Here is an 18,984-nt window from a genome sequence, read left to right as displayed (position 1 = left end):
CGAAGCCATTGTGGCTCGGAGCTTCGCGTCCCGAATCGGGACCACCAATTCTTCCGGGAGCCTCCCCGTACTGCCTGCGCAGCCTGCCTGAGCAGTAGCGAGCACGCTCCGGAACCGGCACGACACCTCCCGCTCCGTCGCGGAGTGGGCCGAGCAGGGGGACCTCGGGCCGGATTGCATGTATCTGCCTCTCCGCCGTACTCAGACCCGGCGGGGACCACCGCCCCGACACGGTCACACAAGTGGACCGCAGTCGGACAGCACAACCGGTCGCCGAGCCAGATGGCCGACGTCCGCTCCAGGGAAGGACCCTTCGTGAGCGACACCACCGATCTGATGGGCGTGACTGCCGACGCGAACGTCGACAGCACCGCGCCCGCCGCAGGTGCTGCCTCCGGCACCACCTCCCGGCGCCGCCGTTCCGGCACCGGCCTTGAGGGCATGGTCCTGGCGGAGCTGCAGCAGGTCGCGTCCGGCCTCGGAATCAGGGGCACCGCGCGCATGCGCAAGAGCCAGCTGATCGAGGTCATCAAGGAGGCGCAGGCCGGCGGCGGAGCCACTGCGGCCAAGAAGACCGCCGAGACGGAGGCGAAGGGCGCCGAGGCCAAGCCGAAGCGCCGCACCACCTCCAAGGCGCGCACGGGCGAGGCGGCTGCTGCCGCCGCCGAGGGCGCGTCCACCGCCGCCGAGAAGGCCGCGACGCAGCAGCAGATCGACATCCCCGGCCAGCCGGCCAGCGACGACCAGCCGGCCGGCGAGCGTCGTCGCCGTCGGGCCACCGCTCCGGCGGGCAGCCCCGACGCCGAGGCCGCCGAGTCCGGTGCCGCCAAGGAGACCGCCGCGGCGAAGGAAGCCAAGGCGGAGCCGCAGGCGGACGCCAAGGCCGAGGCCGCCGTTGGCGCTTCCGCGCCGACGCAGGAGGGCGAGGGCCGCAAGGAGCGCGGTGAGCGCGGCCAGCGCGGTGACCGCCGCGAGCGCCAGCGCGACCGTGACCGTGACCGCGGTCGTGGCAAGGGCGACGACCAGCAGCAGGGCGGCCAGCGCCAGCAGCAGGGCGGCCAGCGCCAGCAGCAGGGCGGCCAGCAGGACGACTTCGACGACGACGGCAGCGGCCGGCGCGGTCGGCGCGGACGCTACCGCGACCGCCGCGGACGCCGCGGGCGCGAGGACTTCGCCGGCGAGCCGCAGGTCTCCGACGACGACGTCCTGATCCCCGTCGCGGGCATCCTCGACATCCTCGACAACTACGCGTTCATCCGCACCTCCGGCTACCTGCCGGGCCCGAACGACGTGTACGTCTCCCTCGCCCAGGTCCGCAAGAACGGCCTGCGCAAGGGCGACCACGTCACCGGTGCGGTCCGCCAGCCCAAGGAGGGCGAGCGCCGCGAGAAGTTCAACGCGCTCGTGCGACTGGACTCCGTCAACGGCATGGCGCCCGAATCGGGCCGCGGGCGGCCGGAGTTCAACAAGCTCACCCCGCTGTACCCGCAGGACCGGCTCCGCCTGGAGACCGACCCCGGCGTGCTGACCACCCGGATCATCGACCTCGTGTCGCCGATCGGCAAGGGCCAGCGCGGTCTGATCGTGGCCCCGCCGAAGACCGGCAAGACCATGATCCTGCAGGCGATCGCCAACGCCATCACGGTCAACAGCCCCGAGTGCCACCTGATGGTCGTCCTCGTCGACGAGCGTCCGGAAGAGGTCACCGACATGCAGCGGTCGGTGAAGGGCGAGGTCATCTCCTCGACCTTCGACCGCCCGGCCGAGGACCACACCACCGTCGCCGAACTGGCCATCGAGCGCGCCAAGCGCCTCGTTGAGCTGGGTCACGACGTGGTCGTCCTGCTGGACTCCATCACCCGTCTGGGCCGTGCGTACAACCTCGCGGCCCCCGCCTCCGGACGCATCCTGTCCGGTGGTGTCGACTCGACCGCGCTCTACCCGCCGAAGCGGTTCTTCGGTGCGGCGCGCAACATCGAGGACGGCGGCTCGCTGACCATCCTGGCCACCGCGCTGGTCGACACCGGTTCGCGGATGGACGAGGTGATCTTCGAGGAGTTCAAGGGCACCGGCAACATGGAGCTCAAGCTCGACCGGAAGCTCTCCGACAAGCGCATCTTCCCCGCGGTGGACGTCGACGCGTCCAGCACCCGCAAGGAGGAGATCCTGCTGGGCAGCGAGGAGCTCGCCATCGTCTGGAAGCTGCGTCGGGTGCTGCACGCCCTCGACCAGCAGCAGGCGATCGAGCTGCTGCTCGACAAGATGAAGCAGACGAAGTCGAACGCCGAGTTCCTGCTCCAGATCCAGAAGACGACCCCGTCCGTCGGCAACGGCGACTGACGCAGGCGCACTGCTGGACGCGTTCGACGCGCAGTACGGACGACAGGCCCCGTCACCCCCGTGGTGGCGGGGCCTGCCGCATGCGTACGGCCGTGTGCGGCTGTGTGTGTGCGTACGACTGCGCACGGCTGCGTACGGCGAAGATCCGGTGACCCTCCCCACAGGCGTCGGCGACCGTTTTCTCACCCTGCTCTCACACCCGCGTGCAACCCTTCCGAGGATGTCGACGTCCTAGCCAAGGCGGAACAAAATTCCACAGGCGCGACAGAGCGCCACAGAAGCCGCATGTGTCGCAAGGTCCGCACGGACCGCAGCCGCGACGGGAGAGTCGGGAGACACCATGGGCGAGCACAGCACCGGCGGGAGCCGAATAGGCAGCGGGGACGCGGGCCGCGGTGGCCGTCGCAAGCCGCGCTCCGGCCGCCGTACGGCGGTGAAGGTCGCCGCCTGGTCCGCAGCCGCCCTGGTGCTCATCGGCGGCGGCGGCCTCGGCCTCGCCTACGTCAAGCTGGACGGCAACCTCCGGGGCGTCGACATCAACGCCCAGCTCGACAACAAGGACCGCCCCGCCGACGTCGACACCGGCTCGATGGACATCCTCGTCCTCGGCTCCGACACCCGCTCCGGCGCGAACGGCGAGTACGGCCGCGACGAGGGCGCGGGACGCTCGGACACCGCGATGGTCGTCCACGTCTACCCGGGCCACAAGGAGGCCAGCGTGGTCTCCATACCCCGCGACACCCTCGTCTCCCGACCCAGCTGCACCGGCCCCGAAGGCCAGCGCATATCCGCCGAGCGCGACGTCATGTTCAACACGGCGTACGAGGTCGGCGGCCCGGCCTGCGCGGTCAAGACGGTGGAGCGGATGTCCGGCATCCGCATGGACCACTACATCGAGGTCGACTTCACCGGCTTCAAAAAGCTCGTTGACGCATTGGGCGGCGTCGAGATCACCACCACCAAGCCCATCAAGGACCCCGACAGCCACCTCGACCTCCCGCCCGGCACCCACAACCTGGACGGGGAGCAGGCACTCGGCCTGGTCCGCACCCGCAAGAGCGTCGGCGACGGCAGCGACCTGGGGCGCATCCAGCTCCAGCAGGCGTTCATGAAGGCATTCATCGCCCAGGTGAAGGACGTCGGCCTGCTGACGAACCCGACGAAGCTCCTCGACGTCGCCGACACCGCCACCAAAGCGATCACCCCCGACTCCCAGCTCGCCTCCGTGCCGAAGCTGGTCGGCTTCGCCCGCTCCCTGAGCGGCATCGGCCCCGACGACGTCCAGATGGTCACCCTGCCCGTCGTCTACGACCCCGCGGACCCCAACCGCGTCGTCCCCCTCGACGGCGCCTCCCGACAGGTCTGGAGCGCGCTGAGGGCGGACCGGCCGATCCCGGCCGAAGCCCTCAAGGACTCCGCCGCCGACAAGGGCGAAGCGGGCTCCGTGGTCCGTGACACCACCTCCGCGCCCACCACCGGCACCGGCTCCGGCACCGGCTCCGACGGAGGCTCGGGGCGGTAGCGCGGGCGCGCGCCGACGCCGGGCGCGCGCGGGGGAATAGTTCCGTTCCGCCCCCGGTTTTGGGAGATACGGCCGGTCCTGGCAGACTGGTACGTCGGCCCCGGTTCACGCACGAGCAATCCGCCCGTGCGACCCGGCGCCCTCCCGAATCTAGGAGACACCTTGAAGCGCGACATCCACCCCGAGTACGTCGAGACGCAGGTCAGCTGCACCTGTGGCGCGTCGTTCACCACCCGTAGCACGATCCAGGGCGGCACCATCCGCGCCGAGGTCTGCTCCGCGTGCCACCCGTTCTACACGGGCAAGCAGAAGATCCTCGACACCGGTGGCCGCGTGGCCCGCTTCGAGGCCCGCTTCGGCAAGGCCGCCGGCTCCGCCAAGAAGTAGCGAGCCGACTGCGCCGGTCATCGGCCGCCCTTCGCCGGGCGGCCGGGACCGGCGCTTTGACGTCCCGCACGAGGACGTCACCCCCCCCTTTCGCCGGCGGCGCAGCAGCGCGGCAGCACCCCACAGAGAACCCCAGGAGCCACGATGTTCGAGGCGGTCGAAGAAATCGTCGCCGAGCACGCCGATCTCGAAAAGCAGCTCGCCGACCCCGCCGTCCACGCCGACCAGGCGAACGCGCGCAAGCTGAACAAGCGGTACGCCGAGCTGACGCCGATCGTCGCCGCCTACCGCTCCTGGAAGCAGACCGGCGAGGACATCGAGACCGCCCGCGAATTCGCCGCCGACGACCCGGACTTCGTCGCCGAGGTCAAGGAGCTGGAGCAGCAGCGCGAGGAGCTCACGGAGAAGCTGAGGCTGCTGCTGGTGCCCCGCGACCCCAGCGACGACAAGGACGTCATCCTGGAGGTCAAGGCCGGCGCCGGCGGCGACGAGTCCGCCCTCTTCGCCGGTGACCTGCTGCGGATGTACCTGCGCTACGCCGAGCGCGCCGGCTGGAAGACCGAGATCATCGACGCCACCGAGTCCGAGCTCGGCGGCTACAAGGACGTCCAGGTCGCGGTCAAGACCAAGGGCGGCCAGGGCGCCACCGAGCCCGGCCAGGGCGTCTGGGCCCGACTGAAGTACGAGGGCGGGGTGCACCGCGTCCAGCGCGTGCCCGCGACCGAGTCCCAGGGCCGCATCCACACCTCCGCCGCCGGCGTCCTCGTGACCCCCGAGGCCGAGGAGATCGACGTCGAGATCAACCCGAACGACCTTCGGATCGACGTCTACCGCTCGTCCGGCCCCGGCGGCCAGTCGGTCAACACCACCGACTCCGCCGTGCGCATCACCCACCTCCCGACCGGGGTGGTCGCCTCCTGCCAGAACGAGAAGAGCCAGCTCCAGAACAAGGAGCAGGCGTTGCGCATCCTGCGGTCCCGGCTGCTCGCCGCGGCCCAGGAGGAGGCCGAGAGCAAGGCCGCGGACCAGCGCCGCAGCCAGGTCCGCACCGTGGACCGCTCCGAGAAGATCCGTACGTACAACTTCCCGGAGAACCGCATCTCGGACCACCGCGTCGGATTCAAGGCGTACAACCTCGACCAGGTCCTCGACGGGGACCTGGACGCCGTGATCCAGGCGTGCGTGGACGCCGACTCCGCCGCCAAGCTCGCCGCCGCGCAGTGACCGCGCAGCGGCCACGGAAGTAAGACACGTCCGTACGAAACGGGTGGAGGACGACCAGTGAACCTGCTGCTTGCCGAGGTGGCCCAGGCCACCCAGCGGCTGGCCGACGCCGGCGTGCCCTCGCCGCGCTTCGACGCGGAGGAGCTGGCCGCCTTCGTGCACGGCGTGAAGCGGGGTGAACTGCACGCCGTCAAGGACGCGGACTTCGACGCCCGCTACTGGGAGGCCGTGGCCCGCCGCGAGGCCCGCGAACCGCTCCAACACATCACCGGCCGCGCCTTCTTCCGCTATCTGGAGCTCCAGGTCGGGCCGGGCGTCTTCGTGCCCCGCCCGGAGACCGAGTCGGTCGTCGGCTGGGCCATAGACGCGGTCCGCGCCATGGACGTCGTCGAACCGCTCATCGTCGACCTGTGCACCGGCTCCGGGGCCATCGCGCTGGCCATGGCCCAGGAGGTGCCGCGCTCGCGCGTGCACGCCGTCGAACTCTCCGACTCGGCGCTCACCTGGGCCCGCAAGAACGCCGAGGGCTCCCGCGTCACCCTCCACCAGGGCAATGCGCTCACCGCCCTGCCCGAGCTGGACGGCCAGGTCGACCTCGTCATCTCCAACCCGCCGTACATCCCGCTCACCGAGTGGGAGTACGTGGCGCCCGAGGCCCGCGACCACGACCCCGAAATGGCCCTCTTCTCCGGCGAGGACGGCCTCGACACCATCCGCGGCATCGAGCGCACCGCCCACCGGCTGCTGCGCCCCGGCGGGCTCGTCGTCATCGAGCACGCGGACACCCAGGGCGGTCAGGTGCCCTGGATCTTCGCGGAGGAGTCCGGGTGGACCGACGCCGCGGACCACCCGGACCTGAACAAGCGCCCGCGGTTCGCCACCGCCCGCAAGGCGACGCCGTGACGACGACCCCGTACGCCCCCGACGCCCCGTGCGCGTCGCGGCACCCCGACCAGGAGGCCCCCTGATGGCTCGGCGATACGACTGCAACGACGCGACCGACCGCACGACCGGGCTGCGTGAGGCGTCGTCCGCCGTCCGCCGCGGCGAGCTGGTCGTCCTGCCCACGGACACCGTCTACGGGCTGGGCGCGGACGCCTTCAGCTCCGAGGCGGTCGCGGACCTGCTGGCCGCCAAGGGCCGGGGCCGCAACATGCCCACCCCCGTCCTCATCGGCTCCCCGAACACCCTCCACGGCCTGGTCACCGACTTCTCCGAGGAGGCGTGGGAGCTGGTCGACGCCTTCTGGCCCGGCGCCCTGACGCTGGTCGCCCGCCACCAGCCCTCCCTGCAGTGGGACCTCGGCGACACCCGCGGCACGGTCGCGATCCGGATGCCGCTGCACCCGGTCGCCATCGAACTGCTCACCGACGTCGGTCCGATGGCGGTCTCCTCCGCGAACCTGACGGGACACCCCGCGCCGGAGGACTGCGACGCCGCGCAGGACATGCTCGGCGACGCCGTCTCCGTCTACCTCGACGGCGGGCGCACCCCCGGCATCGTGCCGTCCTCGATCGTCGACGTCACCGGTGAGGTGCCCGTGCTGCTGCGCGCCGGCGCGCTGGACGCGGACGAGCTGCGCAAGGTCGTACCCGACCTTGAGGTGGCGCATTGATCGCCCCTGACGTGGGGCGTGGCATAGGTACGGGCGACTGCTTCCGGATACTCCACGTCAGCACCGGCAACGTCTGCCGCTCGCCGATCACCGAGCGGCTGACCCGGCACGCCCTCAGCGACCGGCTGGGCGACCTGATGGCGAGCGGCCTGATCGTGGAGAGCGCCGGGACCTGGGGCCACGAGGGCGCGCCCATGGAGGCCAATGCGGAGACCGTCCTCGCGGACTTCGGCGCGGACGCGACCGGGTTCGTGGGCCGGGAGCTGCTCGACGAGCACGTCATCCGCGCGGACCTGGTCCTCACCGCGACGCGGGACCACCGCGCCCAGGTCATCTCGATGGGCCACTCGGCGGGGCTGCGGACCTTCACGCTCAAGGAGTTCACCCGACTGGTGCGGGCGATCGACCCGGCGACGCTGCCGGATCCGCGGGACGAGGGCGTGGTGGAGCGGGCGCGGGCGCTGGTGCGGGCGGCGGCGGCGCTGCGGGGATGGCTGTTGGCGCCGAGCCCCGACGCGGACGAGGTGTTCGATCCGTATGGGGCGCCGATCACGCTGTTCCGCTCGATCGGCGACGAGATCAACCAGGCGCTGGACCCCGTGGTCACCGCGCTCACGGGCATCCCGACCCACCACTGACCCCTACGTGCGCTGTGTACCTCCTGTGGCCAGGAAACCCAGGGGCGTGCCTTGCTGTGGCCCCGGACAGGGGCAACCCAGGGGCGTGGGGGGTCCCCCAGCGCCCCTGAACTCCCTCGGCTGCGGGCTGCAAGCCAAGTGCAGGCGCGGGCGGGCGGGACGTTCCGGCGGGCGGGGAGGGCAAGCGGGGCCTACATTGGAGGCGCACAGACTCGCGAGGCCCGGAGCACACCATGGCCGTCCGCACCGCAGGTGCACAGCGCACTGAGACGTCACCCCCGCTCGACGCCCTCGCCCGCGAGGACCCCGAGATCGCCGACGTGATCGCCGCGGAGACCGCCCGGCAGGCCGACAGCCTCCAGCTGATCGCCGCGGAGAACTTCACCTCGCCCGCGGTCCTCGCCGCCCTCGGCTCACCGCTGGTGAACAAGTACGCCGAGGGCTATCCGGGCGCCCGCCACCACGCCGGCTGCGAGCTGGTCGACGTGGCCGAGCGGATCGCCGTCGACCGGGCCAGGGCCCTGTTCGGCGCCGAGCACGCCAACGTACAGCCCCACTCGGGGTCCGCCGCGGTCCTCGCGGCCTACGCCGCGCTGTTGCGGCCCGGCGACACCGTCCTCGCGATGGGACTGCCGTACGGCGGACACCTCACGCACGGCTCGCCCGCGAACTTCTCGGGCCGCTGGTTCGACTTCGTCGGCTACGGCGTGGACCGCGACAGCGGCCTGATCGACTACGACGAGGTGCGCCGCCTCGCCCACGAGGTGCGCCCGAAGGCGATCGTGTGCGGTTCGATCTGCTACCCGCGCCACCTCGACTACCCGCGGTTCCGGGAGATCGCCGACGAGGTGGGGGCGTATCTGATCGCGGACGCGGCCCATCCGATGGGGCTGATCGCCGGGGGAGCGGCGCCGAGCCCGGTGCCGTACGCCGACGTGGTCTGCGCGACGACGCACAAGGTGCTGCGCGGGCCGCGCGGCGGGCTGCTGCTGTGCGGTGAGGAGCTGGCGGACCGGATCGACCGGGCGGTGTTCCCGTTCACCCAGGGCGGCGCCCAGATGCACACCATCGCGGCGAAGGCGGTCGCGTTCCGCGAAGCGTCGACGCCCGAGTACGCGGCCTACGCCCACCAGGTCGTGGCGAACGCACGGATGCTCGCGGCCGGGCTGGAGGCGGAGGGCTGCCGGGTGCTCACGGGCGGTACGGACACCCATCTCATCGGCGCCGACCCCTCGGCACTCGGCGTCGACGGGAGGACGGCACGCGGCCGTCTGGCGGCTGCCGGGCTGGTGCTGGACACCTGCGCCCTGCCGCACGGCGAGACGCGCGGCATCCGGCTGGGGACGGCCGCGGTGACCACCCAGGGCATGGGGGAGGCGGAGATGGCGCGGATCGCGGTGCTCTTCGCCGCGGCGCTCTACGCGGAGGGGGAGCAGGTGGGGACCTTGCGTGCGGAAGCCGCGGAATTGGTGGGGAGATTTCCTCCCTATCCAGGGCAGTAGCGGCTCCGTGCAACCATCGGCGGCACCGGGGAGTCCTCAACCACATGGCCACCACGGCTAAGGTGTGGGGCTGAGATGGCCAGCGATTTCTGTGGGGCAGCCCGTGCGTGATTATCTGCTGACGCTCTGTGTCACGGCCGCGGTGACCTATCTGCTGACCGGTCCGGTGCGGAAGTTCGCCATTGCGACCGGCGCGATGCCGGAGATCCGTGCACGTGACGTCCACCGAGAGCCGACGCCGCGACTCGGCGGCATCGCGATGTTCTTCGGGCTGTGCGCGGGGCTCCTGGTCGCCGACCACCTGCAGAACCTCGGCAGCGTCTTCGAGCTGTCGAACGAGCCGCGCGCGCTGCTCTCCGGCGCCGCGCTGATCTGGCTGATCGGCGTCCTGGACGACAAGTTCGAGATCGACGCGCTGATCAAGCTCGGCGGGCAGATGATCGCCGCCGGCGTCATGGTCATGCAGGGCCTGACGATCCTGTGGATCCCGGTGCCCGGCGTCGGCACGGTCTCCCTGACCTCCTGGCAGGGCACGCTGCTGACGGTCGCGCTGGTGGTGATCACCATCAACGCGGTGAACTTCGTCGACGGGCTCGACGGGCTGGCCGCCGGCATGGTGTGCATCGCCGCCGCGGCGTTCTTCCTGTACTCGTACCGGCTCTGGTTCGGGAACATGATCGAGGCCGCCGCCCCGGCGACCCTGTTCACGGCCATCCTGATGGGCATGTGCCTGGGCTTCCTGCCGCACAACATGCACCCGGCGCGGATCTTCATGGGTGACTCGGGGTCGATGCTGATCGGCCTGGTGCTCGCCGCTTCCGCGATCTCGGTCACCGGCCAGGTGGACCCGGACACCCTGCGGATCTTCGTCTACGACGGCAGCGCCCGCGACACCACCCATGCGATGCTCCCGGTCTTCATCCCGCTGCTGCTGCCGCTGACGATCATCGCGATCCCGCTGGCCGACCTGGTGCTGGCGATCGTGCGGCGCACCTGGAAGGGGCAGTCGCCGTTCGCGGCCGACCGGGGCCACCTGCACCACCGGCTGCTGGAGATCGGGCACTCGCACAGCCGCGCGGTGCTGATCATGTACTTCTGGTCGGCGCTCTTCGCCTTCGGCGTCGTCGGCTACTCCGTCCACTCGGCGTCGCTGTGGATCGTGATGGTGGTCGTCGGGCTGAGCGCGGTGGGGCTGGTGCTCCTGCTGCTGCCGCGGTTCACCCCGCGGGCCCCGCGGTGGGCGGAGCGGTTCGTGCCGCCGCGCTACCGGCGCCGCAAGGCGCGGGCGGCGCAGCAGGGCGCCGAGCCGGAGCCCGCGCACGCGTACGCCGGCGCGGACGCGGCTGCCCCCGAGGGGGAAGCCGCCGTCGGGGCGCACGAGGAGCGGGTGCCGGTGACCGTCGGCGTCAACGGAGCGACCGCGATCGGCGCCCGCACGCGGAGGTCCGAGCGGAACAAGGCCGGCTCCCGCGGGTGACTTTTCCCACCCTGCCGCCCATTACCAGACAACTCGCCCCGTGTGCGGTTGCAGATCCTGCACACACGGGCAAGTTCGCTCTCATGTGTGAGAGTCGGCACACAACCGGGTAAAGACCTTCCCAAATAGCTTGTGATACGATTCACGAGAACCGGCGACAGTGCCGAAAGACCGTAGTGCGACGGTCTGTTGGCCCCCGAGGACCCAACTCGGACCCGGCTTACGCTCGTCCATGACGACACCACTGCCACCACCAGCAAGCGGAGATGCCGCCATGCCGTCCACTGACGCACGCACCCTTTTGCACACCGCCGTACCCACGGCCGCGGTCGGCGCGATCGCCACCGCGATCAGCGCCGGTGTCGCGGGCGGCAAGGGAGCCCTCGGCTCAGCGGTCGCCACCCTGGTCGTCCTGCTCTTCATGGGCGTCGGTCTGGTGGTGCTCCAGCGCACGGCCAAGCAGTACCCCCACCTCTTCCAGGCGATGGGCCTGCTGCTGTACACCACGCAGCTACTGCTGCTCTTCGTCTTCCTGATGGTGTTCAAGAACACCACCCTCTTCGATCCCCAGGTCTTCGCACTGACCCTGGTCGTGGCGACCCTCGTCTGGGTCGCGGCACAGGCCCGCGCCTACATGAAGGCCAAGATCCTCTACGTCGAACCCGAGGAAACCGCCGGTTCGGGTGCCCGCGAGCCCCAGAAGTCGGAGCCCGCGACGTGAAGAGTAGGGGCGGGATAAATGGCCTTTCGCGTTCCTGCTATCGTCCGGTGCCAACTGCGGCACTGCGGGCGCGGGCATCTGAGCTGAAGCCCGCTCATCCGCGAGGCTCATGGCCCGCCCGCCGCCCCACCATCCGTTACACCAGTCCCGTGCCGAACCGCGGCTGCGCGCCGCGCCGACACAACGAGGTTGCCGTACCTATGCGCCACGCTGAAGGAGTCCGCGGTGAGTGCTGACCCCCAGATGCTCGCCTTCGAGGCGGACTGTCAACTCTTCACCGGGTGTGGATTCAACGCCCCTGGGCTCCACACCTTCATGTACGAGCCTCTCTTCACGGTCGGCGGGTTCGAGTTCAACAAGCCCATGCTGCTCGCCTTCGTGAGCACGCTGATCGTCGTCGGCTTCTTCTGGGCGGCCTTCAACAAGCCGAAGCTCGTGCCCGGCAAGATCCAGATGATCGGCGAGGCGGGGTACGACTTCGTTCGCCGGGGCGTCGTCTACGAGATCATCGGCAAGAAGGACGGCGAGAAGTACGTCCCGCTGATGGTGTCGCTGTTCTTCTTCATCTGGATCATGAACCTGTGGTCGATCATTCCGGTCGCCCAGTTCCCGGTCACCTCGCTCATCGCCTATCCGGTGGTGCTCGCCCTCATCGTGTACTTCCTGTGGGTCGGCCTGACCTTCAAGAAGCACGGCTTCGTCGGTGGCTGGAAGAACATCACCGGCTACAACAAGGAACTCGGCCCGATCCTTCCGCTGATCGTGGTCCTGGAATTCCTCTCGAACCTGATCATCCGGCCGTTCACCCACGCCGTCCGGCTCTTCGCGAACATGTTCGCCGGTCACCTGCTGATCGTGATGTTCACCGTCGCCACCTGGTACCTGATGAACGGCATCGGCATCGTCTACGCCGGCACCTCGTTCATCCTGACCATGACGATGATCGTCTTCGAGCTGTTCATCCAGGCCGTCCAGGCGTACGTCTTCGTCCTCCTGGCCGCCAACTACATCCAGGGCGCGCTCTCCGAGCACCACTGAGCCCCGCTGCGTAGCGCACCACCCCCAACCCAGCTGTCCGGTGGCCAACCCCCACCGGGTCCTTGAAAGAGAAGGAAGAACCGGCATGTCCCAGACCCTCGCCGCTCTCACCGGAAACGTTGCCGCCATCGGTTACGGTCTCGCCGCGATCGGCCCCGGCGTCGGCGTCGGCATCATCTTCGGTAACGGCACCCAGGCCCTCGCCCGTCAGCCCGAGGCTGCCGGCCTGATCCGCACCAACCAGATCATGGGTTTCGCCTTCTGTGAGGCGCTGGCCCTCATCGGCATCGTCATGGGCTTCGTCTACCCGTCGTAAGGCCGAGCGTCAGCCCATCTCATTTCACGGAAGGCACTGATGTGAGCGCCCTGAACACCATCGCGGCAGCGGGGGAGCCGATGCCGCCGCTGCTCCCGCACGCCGACGAGCTCATCATCGGCACCATCGCCTTCGCGATCGTCTTCTTCTTCCTGGCCAAGAAGCTCCTCCCGAACATCAAGAAGGTTCTGGAAGAGCGCCGCGAGGCCATCGAAGGCGGCATCGAGAAGGCCGATGCGGCCAGGACCGAGGCCGAGAGCGTTCTGGAGCAGTACAAGGCCCAGCTCGCCGAAGCCCGTCACGAGGCCGCCCGGCTCCGCCAGGAGGCGACCGAGCAGGGCGCTGTGATCGTGCAGGAAATGCGGGCCGAGGGCCAGCGGCAGCGTGAGGAGATCATCGCCGCCGGTCACGCCCAGGTCGAGGCCGACCGCAAGGCCGCTGCCGCGGTGCTCCGTCAGGACGTCGGCCAGCTCGCCAGCGACCTCGCCAGCAAGCTCGTGGGCGAGGCCCTGGAGGACCGGGACCGCCAGAGCCGCACCATCGACCGCTTCCTCGACGAGCTGGAGACCGGCACCGTCGCACGGGCGGAGGTCGTCCGATGAACGGAGCGAGCCGCGAGGCACTGGCCACCGCACGCGAGTCCCTCGACGCGCTGACCGACAACACCTCGGTCGACGCGACGAAGCTCGCCGGTGAGCTGGCTGCCGTCACCGCGCTGTTCGACCGCGAGGTGTCGCTGCGTCGGGTCCTCACCGACCCGGCGCAGTCCGGCGACGCCAAGTCGGAGCTGGCCGGCCGCCTGCTGCGCGGCCAGGTGGGCGGCGAGACCGCCGACCTGGTCTCGGGCATGGTCCGGGCCCGCTGGTCGCGCTCGCGCGACCTGGTCGACGCCCTCGAAGAGCTGGCGTCCGTCGCCGAGCTCACCGCCGCCCAGCGGGCCGGCGTCCTCGACGACGTCGAGGACGAGCTGTTCCGCTTCGGCCGGATCGTGGAGTCCAACCCGCAGCTGCGGGCCGCGCTGACCGACAAGTCGGCGGCCCCCGGTGCCCGGGCGGAGCTGCTGCGCAGCCTCCTGACCGGAAAGGCCGCACCGGCCACCGAGCGCTTGGTCACGCGTCTTGTGACCGCGCCGCGTGGACGTAGCCTGGAACAGGGCATCGACTCCCTGTCCAAGCTGGCCGCGGCCCGGCGGGACCGAGTGGTGGCGGTCGTCACCTCGGCCGTACCGCTCACCGAGCAGCAGAAGCAGCGTCTCGGTGCCGGTCTGGCTCGGCTGTACGGCCGGGAGATGCACCTCAACCTTGAGGTGGACCCCACCGTGATCGGCGGACTCTCGGTGCGCGTCGGTGACGAGGTCATCGACGGGACCATCGCCGACCGCCTCGACGAGGCGAAGCGCCGCCTCGCCGGCTGACGCGCCCAGCGCGCCGGCCGCCGCGAACGCGGTGCGACAACTGAATTGGCAACACCAGCGGCCCGGTTGGGTCGTGCAGAAATTGCAGAAGATTCCTGGGGGTCGCCCCCAGACCCCAAAGAAACTTCGGGCCCAACAAGGAGAGCAGGGAACCTGATGGCGGAGCTCACGATCCGGCCGGAGGAGATCCGGGACGCGCTGGAGAACTTCGTCCAGTCGTACAAGCCGGACGCGGCCTCGCGCGAGGAGGTCGGTACGGTCAGCCTGGCCGGCGACGGCATCGCGAAGGTCGAGGGACTTCCCTCGGCCATGGCGAACGAGCTGCTGAAGTTCGAGGACGGCACCCTCGGCCTCGCGCTCAACCTGGAAGAGCGCGAGATCGGCGCGATCGTCCTCGGCGAGTTCAGCGGCATCGAAGAAGGACAGTCGGTCAGCCGCACCGGTGAGGTGCTGTCGGTCGCCGTGGGCGAGGGCTACCTCGGCCGCGTCGTCGACCCGCTCGGCAACCCGATCGACGGCCTCGGCGAGATCGAGACCTCGGGTCGCCGCGCCCTCGAACTGCAGGCCCCCACGGTCATGCAGCGCAAGTCGGTGCACGAGCCGATGGAGACCGGCTACAAGGCCGTTGACGCCATGACCCCGATCGGCCGCGGTCAGCGCCAGCTGATCATCGGCGACCGGCAGACCGGCAAGACCGCCCTGGCCGTCGACACGATCATCAACCAGCGCGACAACTGGCGCTCGGGCGACGTGAACAAGCAGGTCCGCTGCATCTACGTCGCCATCGGCCAGAAGGGCTCCACCATCGCGTCCGTGCGCGGCGCGCTGGAGGAGGCCGGCGCCCTGGAGTACACGACCATCGTCGCCGCCCCGGCGTCCGACCCGGCCGGCTTCAAGTACCTCGCGCCGTACACCGGCTCGGCCATCGGCCAGCAGTGGATGTACGAGGGCAAGCACGTCCTGATCATCTTCGACGACCTGTCGAAGCAGGCCGACGCCTACCGCGCCGTGTCCCTGCTGCTGCGCCGTCCGCCGGGTCGTGAGGCGTACCCCGGTGACGTCTTCTACCTGCACTCGCGTCTGCTGGAGCGCTGCGCCAAGCTCTCCGACGAGATGGGTGCCGGTTCGATGACCGGTCTGCCGATCGTCGAGACCAAGGCCAACGACGTCTCGGCGTTCATCCCGACCAACGTCATCTCCATCACCGACGGCCAGTGCTTCCTGGAGTCCGACCTGTTCAACGCCGGTCAGCGCCCGGCCCTGAACGTCGGCATCTCGGTCTCCCGAGTCGGTGGCTCCGCCCAGCACAAGGCGATGCGCCAGGTCTCCGGCCGCCTTCGCGTGGACCTCGCCCAGTTCCGTGAGCTGGAGGCGTTCGCCGCCTTCGGTTCCGACCTGGACGCCGCGTCCAAGGCGTCGCTGGAGCGCGGTAAGCGCATGGTCGAGCTGCTGAAGCAGCCGCAGTACGAGCCGATGCGCACCGAGGACCAGGTCGTCTCCGTGTGGGCCGGCACCAACGGCAAGATGGACGACGTCCCGGTCCAGGACATCCGCCGGTTCGAGCGCGAGCTGCTGGAGTACCTGCACCGCGAGGAGTCCGGTCTGATGCTCTCCATCCGTGAGGGCGGCAAGATGTCGGACGACACGCTGACCGCGGTCGCGGACTCCATCAGCGCGTTCAAGAAGCAGTTCGAGACGCACGACGGCAAGCTGCTCGGCGAGGACGCTCCGGCCGCCGTCAACGTCTCCAAGTGACGACGGAAGGGACCTGATCCATGGGAGCGCAGCTCCGGGTCTACAAGCGTCGCATCCGGTCCGTCAGCGCGACGAAGAAGATCACCAAGGCGATGGAGATGATCGCCGCCTCGCGCATCGTCAAGGCGCAGCGCAAGGTGGCGGCCTCCACGCCGTACGCGACCGAGCTGACCCGCGCGGTCACGGCGGTGGCGACCGGGTCGAACACCAAGCACCCGCTGACCACGGAGGCGGAGAACCCGACCCGCGCCGCGGTACTGCTCGTCACGAGCGACCGCGGGCTGGCCGGAGGCTACTCCTCCAACGCCATCAAGGCGGCCGACCGGCTCACCGAGCGGCTCCGCGGCGAGGGCAAGGAGGTCGACAGCTACATCGTCGGCCGTAAGGGCGTCGCCTACTACGGGTTCCGTGAGCGCAAGGTCGCGGACTCGTGGACCGGCTTCACGGACAGCCCGGAGTACGCGGACGCCAAGAAGGTCTCCGCGGCGCTCATCGAGGCCGTTCAGAAGGACACCGCCGACGGCGGGGTCGACGAGCTGTTCATCGTCTTCACGGAGTTCGTGTCGATGATGACGCAGACGCCGGTGGACAACCGGATGCTGCCGCTCAGCTTGGAGCAGGCGGCGGAGGAGAGCGGCGGCAAGGCCGAGATCCTGCCGCTGTTCGACTTCGAGCCGTCGGCGGAGGACGTCCTGGACGCCCTGCTGCCGCGGTACGTCGAGAGCCGGGTCTACAACGCCCTGCTCCAGTCCGCCGCCTCCGAGCACGCGGCCCGTCGTCGCGCGATGAAGTCGGCGACCGACAACGCGGGTGAGCTGATCAACACGCTCTCCCGACTTGCCAACGCGGCCCGCCAGGCCGAAATCACCCAGGAAATCAGCGAGATCGTCGGTGGCTCCAGTGCCCTGGCCGACGCGAACGCGGGGAGTGAAAAGTAATGACGACGTCTGTTGAGACGGCCGCCGCCACGGGCCGCGTCGCCCGGGTCATCGGCCCGGTCGTCGACGTGGAGTTCCCCGTCGACGCGATGCCGGAGATCTACAACGCGCTGCACGTCGAGGTGGCCGACCCCGCCGCCGACGGCGCGACCAAGACGCTGACCCTTGAGGTCGCGCAGCACCTCGGTGAAGGTGTGGTCCGCACCATCTCGATGCAGCCCACCGACGGTCTGGTCCGCCAGGCCGCGGTGACCGACACGGGTGCGGGCATCACCGTCCCGGTCGGCGACTTCACCAAGGGCAAGGTGTTCAACACCCTCGGTGAGGTGCTGAACCACCCCGAGGAGAACGCCAACGTCGGCGAGCGCTGGGCGATCCACCGCAAGGCCCCGGCCTTCGACCAGCTTGAGTCGAAGACCGAGATGTTCGAGACGGGTCTGAAGGTCGTCGACCTGCTGACCCCGTACGTCAAGGGCGGCAAGATCGGTCTGTTCGGTGGTGCCGGTGTCGGCAAGACCGTGCTGATCCAGGAAATGATCATGCGTGTCGCCAACCTCCACGAGGGCGTCTCCGTCTTCGCGGGCGTCGGCGAGCGCACCCGTGAGGGCAACGACCTCATCGACGAGATGGAGGAGTCCGGCGTCCTCGACAAGACGGCGCTGGTCTTCGGTCAGATGGACGAGCCCCCGGGCACCCGTCTGCGCGTCGCCCTGGCCGGTCTGACCATGGCGGAGTACTTCCGCGATGTGCAGAAGCAGGACGTGCTCTTCTTCATCGACAACATCTTCCGGTTCACCCAGGCCGGTTCCGAGGTGTCCACCCTGCTCGGCCGCATGCCGTCCGCGGTGGGTTACCAGCCGAACCTGGCGGACGAGATGGGTCTGCTGCAGGAGCGCATCACCTCGACCCGCGGTCACTCGATCACCTCGATGCAGGCGATCTACGTCCCCGCGGACGACCTGACCGACCCGGCGCCGGCCACCACCTTCGCCCACCTCGACGCGACGACGGTGCTCTCCCGTCCGATCTCGGAGAAGGGCATCTACCCGGCCGTGGACCCGCTGGACTCCACGTCCCGGATCCTGGACCCGCGGTACATCGCCGCGGACCACTACGAGGCCGCCATGCGCGTCAAGGGGATCCTGCAGAAGTACAAGGACCTCCAGGACATCATCGCGATCCTCGGCATCGACGAGCTCGGCGAAGAGGACAAGCTCGTCGTGCACCGGGCCCGCCGGGTCGAGCGCTTCCTGTCCCAGAACACCCACGCGGCGAAGCAGTTCACCGGCGTGGACGGTTCGGACGTGCCGCTCGACGAGTCGATCTCCGCGTTCAACGCGATCTGCGACGGCGAGTACGACCACTTCCCCGAGCAGGCCTTCTTCATGTGCGGTGGCATCGAGGACCTGCGCAAGAACGCCAAGGAGCTGGGCGTCTCCTGACCCCGGCACCGACGAGGAGCGGGCGGGGCACCCCGTGGGGTTCCCCGCCCCCTCCTCGCCCGTCCGGCCGCACCGCCGGACCGGGCCCCGGCACGGTCGTACCGCGGGCCCCACTAGACTGATGAACCGACACCCGGCGAAGCCGCCGGGTGGTGACCCGAGGAGCCACCCTTGGCTGCTGAGCTGCATGTCGAGCTGGTCGCCGCCGACCGCCAGGTCTGGTCCGGCGAGGCCACCCTGGTCGTCGCGCGCACCACGTCCGGCGACATCGGCGTCATGCCCGGTCACCAGCCGCTGCTCGGTGTGCTGGAGTCGGGCCCGGTGACCATCCGTACCAGCGGCCCCGAGGGCGCCGGTACGGTCGTCGCCGCCGTGCACGGTGGATTCATCTCCTTCGCCGACAACAAGCTGTCGCTGTTGGCGGAGGTCGCCGAGCTGGCGGACGAGATCGACGCCCAGCGTGCCGAGCGCGCGCTGGAGCGTGCGAAGGCGGATTCGGACGGGGCGGCCGAGCGTCGCGCCGACGTCCGTCTGCGTGCGGTGGCGGTGGGCTGAGCGCCCCGCCGACAGATTCGACCCTCAGCCGCGGCCCGGACTGGAATCCTCCAGACCGTGCCGCGGCTGAGGCAATGCAGGTGCAGGTGGGATGGCCCGT

18 protein-coding genes are annotated in these 18,984 nt (G+C 69.9%); all 18 read left to right on the top strand.

The features are described 5' to 3' along the window. Positions 1 to 315 precede the first annotated feature (315 nt). Positions 316 to 2,340, top strand: coding sequence for a transcription termination factor Rho (gene rho, locus ABZ842_RS15795; protein WP_361537222.1), 2,025 nt, complete (start codon positions 316 to 318; stop codon positions 2,338 to 2,340). A gap of 340 nt (positions 2,341 to 2,680) precedes the next feature. Then, positions 2,681 to 3,862 (top strand): LCP family protein, encoded by a 1,182-nt coding sequence (locus ABZ842_RS15790; protein ID WP_361537221.1) that lies wholly within the window; start codon positions 2,681 to 2,683, stop codon positions 3,860 to 3,862. Between the two features lie 162 nt (positions 3,863 to 4,024). Continuing rightward, on the top strand, positions 4,025 to 4,249 hold the full coding sequence (rpmE, locus tag ABZ842_RS15785) for a 50S ribosomal protein L31 (RefSeq protein ID WP_361537220.1): 225 nt from the start codon (positions 4,025 to 4,027) through the stop codon (positions 4,247 to 4,249). 144 nt (positions 4,250 to 4,393) lie between these two features. Next, positions 4,394 to 5,473: a peptide chain release factor 1 gene (gene prfA, locus ABZ842_RS15780; RefSeq protein ID WP_361537219.1), complete on the top strand. Its 1,080-nt coding sequence runs from the start codon at positions 4,394 to 4,396 to the stop codon at positions 5,471 to 5,473. A 57-nt stretch (positions 5,474 to 5,530) separates the two neighbouring features. Further along, the gene (gene prmC, locus ABZ842_RS15775) at positions 5,531 to 6,376 is read left to right on the top strand and encodes a peptide chain release factor N(5)-glutamine methyltransferase (protein WP_361537218.1); all 846 of its coding nucleotides are present in this window, start codon (positions 5,531 to 5,533) and stop codon (positions 6,374 to 6,376) included. A 64-nt stretch (positions 6,377 to 6,440) separates the two neighbouring features. Beyond that, positions 6,441 to 7,088 carry an L-threonylcarbamoyladenylate synthase gene (locus tag ABZ842_RS15770; protein ID WP_361537217.1) on the top strand — a complete coding sequence of 216 codons (648 nt, stop codon included), beginning with the start codon at positions 6,441 to 6,443 and terminating at the stop codon, positions 7,086 to 7,088. Next, positions 7,085 to 7,726, top strand: coding sequence for a protein-tyrosine-phosphatase (locus tag ABZ842_RS15765; protein WP_361537216.1), 642 nt, complete (start codon positions 7,085 to 7,087; stop codon positions 7,724 to 7,726). Before ABZ842_RS15770 ends, ABZ842_RS15765 begins: the two co-directional genes overlap by 4 nt. 233 nt (positions 7,727 to 7,959) lie before the next feature. After that, on the top strand, positions 7,960 to 9,228 hold the full coding sequence (gene glyA / locus ABZ842_RS15760) for a serine hydroxymethyltransferase (RefSeq protein ID WP_361537215.1): 1,269 nt from the start codon (positions 7,960 to 7,962) through the stop codon (positions 9,226 to 9,228). Between the two features lie 91 nt (positions 9,229 to 9,319). Beyond that, a complete protein-coding gene (locus ABZ842_RS15755; protein ID WP_361537214.1) occupies positions 9,320 to 10,705 on the top strand; it encodes an MraY family glycosyltransferase in 1,386 nt (461 codons plus the stop codon). A gap of 274 nt (positions 10,706 to 10,979) precedes the next feature. Beyond that, positions 10,980 to 11,426, top strand: coding sequence for a hypothetical protein (locus tag ABZ842_RS15750; protein WP_361537213.1), 447 nt, complete (start codon positions 10,980 to 10,982; stop codon positions 11,424 to 11,426). Positions 11,427 to 11,651: 225 nt separating this feature from the next. Further along, positions 11,652 to 12,464, top strand: a complete 813-nt coding sequence (gene atpB, locus ABZ842_RS15745; protein ID WP_361537212.1) for a F0F1 ATP synthase subunit A — start codon at positions 11,652 to 11,654, stop codon at positions 12,462 to 12,464. A gap of 85 nt (positions 12,465 to 12,549) precedes the next feature. Continuing rightward, positions 12,550 to 12,780, top strand: a complete 231-nt coding sequence (gene atpE, locus ABZ842_RS15740) for an ATP synthase F0 subunit C (protein WP_358827635.1) — start codon at positions 12,550 to 12,552, stop codon at positions 12,778 to 12,780. 41 nt (positions 12,781 to 12,821) lie between these two features. Further along, positions 12,822 to 13,382, top strand: coding sequence for a F0F1 ATP synthase subunit B (locus tag ABZ842_RS15735; RefSeq protein ID WP_361537211.1), 561 nt, complete (start codon positions 12,822 to 12,824; stop codon positions 13,380 to 13,382). Further along, on the top strand, positions 13,379 to 14,194 hold the full coding sequence (locus ABZ842_RS15730) for a F0F1 ATP synthase subunit delta (protein WP_361537210.1): 816 nt from the start codon (positions 13,379 to 13,381) through the stop codon (positions 14,192 to 14,194). Before ABZ842_RS15735 ends, ABZ842_RS15730 begins: the two co-directional genes overlap by 4 nt. 156 nt (positions 14,195 to 14,350) lie before the next feature. After that, complete coding sequence (gene atpA / locus ABZ842_RS15725; RefSeq protein ID WP_361537209.1) at positions 14,351 to 15,949, top strand: F0F1 ATP synthase subunit alpha; 1,599 nt, start codon at positions 14,351 to 14,353, stop codon at positions 15,947 to 15,949. 20 nt (positions 15,950 to 15,969) lie between these two features. After that, positions 15,970 to 16,887, top strand: a complete 918-nt coding sequence (locus ABZ842_RS15720; protein ID WP_361537208.1) for a F0F1 ATP synthase subunit gamma — start codon at positions 15,970 to 15,972, stop codon at positions 16,885 to 16,887. Then, entirely contained in the window at positions 16,887 to 18,329 is a 1,443-nt protein-coding gene (atpD, locus tag ABZ842_RS15715) for a F0F1 ATP synthase subunit beta (protein WP_361537207.1), read from the top strand. Before ABZ842_RS15720 ends, atpD begins: the two co-directional genes overlap by 1 nt. Before the next feature lie 171 nt (positions 18,330 to 18,500). Continuing rightward, complete coding sequence (locus tag ABZ842_RS15710) at positions 18,501 to 18,884, top strand: F0F1 ATP synthase subunit epsilon (RefSeq protein WP_361537206.1); 384 nt, start codon at positions 18,501 to 18,503, stop codon at positions 18,882 to 18,884. Positions 18,885 to 18,984: the final 100 nt, after the last annotated feature.

The sequence above is a fragment of the Streptomyces sp. NPDC047315 genome (assembly GCF_040643215.1).
Lineage (GTDB): Bacteria > Actinomycetota > Actinomycetes > Streptomycetales > Streptomycetaceae > Streptomyces.
Note: the sequence above shows the minus strand (reverse complement) of the source record. Positions and strands in the feature narration are given on the sequence as shown.